This is a genomic window from Streptomyces albus subsp. albus, assembly GCF_000725885.1.
In the GTDB taxonomy this organism is placed as follows: domain Bacteria; phylum Actinomycetota; class Actinomycetes; order Streptomycetales; family Streptomycetaceae; genus Streptomyces; species Streptomyces albus.
In genome coordinates this window covers 1-2,684 of sequence record NZ_JODR01000065.1, presented here as the reverse complement: position 1 = coordinate 2,684, position 2,684 = coordinate 1, and the positions used below count along the sequence as shown (strand labels likewise).

Annotated in this window: 1 protein-coding gene; it reads left to right on the top strand. The window is 70.9% G+C overall.

The genetic code is table 11. From position 1 onward, the window contains the following. Nucleotides 1-2,684, top strand: a 2,684-nt coding sequence (locus IO40_RS39325) for a type I polyketide synthase (RefSeq protein WP_244190330.1), incomplete at both ends; no start/stop codon positions are given.

Genomic DNA, 2,684 nt, shown 5'->3' with positions numbered 1-2,684 from the left:
GCGGTGAATCAGGATGGTGCGTCGAACGGGTTGACGGCGCCGAATGGTCCGTCGCAGCAGCGGGTGATCCGTCAGGCGTTGGCGAATGCGCAGGTGTCGCCCGGGGACGTGGACGTGGTGGAGGCGCACGGTACGGGCACCTCGCTGGGTGATCCCATCGAGGCGCAGGCGTTGTTGGCGACGTACGGTCAGGGCCGGCCGGGGGACCGTCCGCTGTGGCTGGGCTCGGTCAAGTCGAACCTGGGGCACACGCAGGCCGCCGCCGGTGTCGCGGGCGTGATGAAGATGATTCTCGCGATGCGGCACGGGAGTCTGCCGAAGACGCTGCATGTCGATACGCCGACGTCGCATGTGGACTGGTCGGCGGGCGCGGTGGAGCTGCTGACCGAGCCGCGTGAATGGCCGCGCGACGAGCGGCCGAGGCGGGCGGGTGTGTCGTCCTTCGGCGTGAGCGGCACCAACGCGCACGTGGTCATCGAGGAGGCCCCGGAGGCCGTGACGGAGGAGGTCGCGGCCTCCGGGGCCCGCCTGCCGGTGGTGCCGTGGGTGGTCTCCGCCCGTTCGCGGGAGGGAGTTGCCGCGCAGACCGCGCGGTTGGCGTCCAGAGTGGTCGGGCTGGACGCGGTGGACGTGGGTCTGTCGTTGGCGGCCACGCGCTCGGCTCTTGAGCACCGTGCCGTCGTGCTGGGCGGCGACGCGGAGGAGCTGCGCACGAGGTTGAGCGCGGTGGCCGCTGGCGAACGGGGCACGGAGATCCTTTCAGGCGCGGTACGTACGGGTCTGACGGGGTTCGTGTTCTCGGGTCAGGGTGGTCAGCGTCTCGGTATGGGCCGGGAGTTGGCGGAGACGTTCCCGGTGTTCGCCGATGCGCTGGATGAGGTGTGTGCGCACTTCGACGGATTGCTGGACCGTCCGCTGCGGGATGTGATGTTCGCGGATGGGGAGGCGCTGGGGCAGACCGGGTGGGCGCAGCCTGCGTTGTTCGCGGTCGAGGTGGCGTTGTTCCGGCTGGTGGAGTCGTGGGGCGTCACGCCTGATTACCTCGTCGGCCACTCTGTGGGTGAGTTGGCGGCTGCGCATGTGTCCGGCGTGCTGTTGCTGGCGGACGCGTGCAAGCTGGTCGCTGCTCGTGCCCGGTTGATGCAGGCGTTGCCCGAGGGCGGTGCGATGTGGGCGGTCCGGGCCTCGCTGGAGGAGGTCGCTCCGCTGTTGGTGGAGGGCGTGTCGGTGGCGGCGGTGAACGCGCCGGGCCAGGTCGTGCTCTCCGGCACTCGCGAGGCCGTCGAATCGGTGGCTGCCGGGTTGCCCGACCATCAGGGTCGTTGGCTGGAGGTCAGTCACGCCTTCCACTCGGCGTTGATGGAGCCGATGCTGGAGGAGTTCGGCCGGGTTGCCGACGGGATCGAGATGCGGCGTCCCGAGGTGCCGATCGTGTCCACCCTCACCGGCGAGCCGGTCGAGGAGTTCTCCGCCGCGTACTGGGCGGACCAGGTGCGCGGCACCGTGCGCTTCACCGACGCGCTCACACACCTGGCCGGCCTGGGTGTGGCCCGTTTCGTGGAGCTGGGCCCGGACGCCACCCTCATGGCCGCCGTCGAGGAGACGTGCGGCGACGACGCGCTCGCCGTCCCCGTGCTGCACCGCAAACGGCCCGAGGCCACCAGCGCCGTCACGGCCCTGGCCCGGCTGTGGGTGGACGGCGTTACCGTCGACTGGGCGGCGTTCTTCGCGCCGACCGGTGCCAGGCCCGTCGAATTGCCGACCTACGCCTTCCAGCACGAACGCTACTGGCCGAGCCTGCGACGGCAGACCGCCGCGAGCACCGAAGCCGGTGCCGACGCCTCGTTCTGGGACGCGGTCGAGCGTGGCGACGCCGAACTGTTCGCCGAGGAGTTCGGCGTCGATCTGAAGGCGCCCTTGCACGAGACCCTGCCGGCGCTCTCGGCATGGCAACGCCGCCGTCGCGAACATGCGGAGGCCGACAAGCTGCGGTACGAGGTCACCTGGACGCCGCTCGGGCCGCCCAACGGCACCGAGGTGTCGGGCGGCTGGCTGCTCGTGGAGCCCGAGGAGGCCGCCGACGCGTGGGTGGACGCGATGGCTGCCGAGCTGGACTCACGCGGCGCGCGGGTGCGCCGCCTGCGGCTCGGGGCTGCGGAACTGGACAGAAAAGCGCTGACCGCGCGTCTCGCGAAGTTCTCCGATTGCGGCACGGTGGTGTCGTTCCTGGGGCAGGACGAGACAAGTCACCCTGAGTATCCGGGCCTGGTGCTCGGCCTCGTCGGCACCGTCACGCTCGGGTCTGGGGCGGGTTGTGGCGTTGGAGGAGCCGGATCGGTGGGGTGGTCTGGTGGATGTGCCGGTCGAGCCTGTGGGGGGTTCGGTGGCGCGGTTGGTCGAGGCGTTGTCGTGTGGTGTGGCTGGTGGTCGGGGACGGTGTTGGTGACGGGTGGTACGGGTGCGTTGGGTGCGCGGGTGGCCCGGTGGGTGGTGGAGCGTGGTGCGGGGCGTGTGGTGCTGGCGAGCCGGCGGGGCATGGCGGCCGAGGGCGCGATGGAACTCTGCGACGAGTTGCGGGCGTCGGGTGCCGGGGTGGAGGTGGTGGCGTGTGATGTCGGTGTCCGCCGCGAGGTGGAAGACCTGTTCGAGCGCTTTGAAGTTTCTGCGGTGGTGCATGCGGCGGG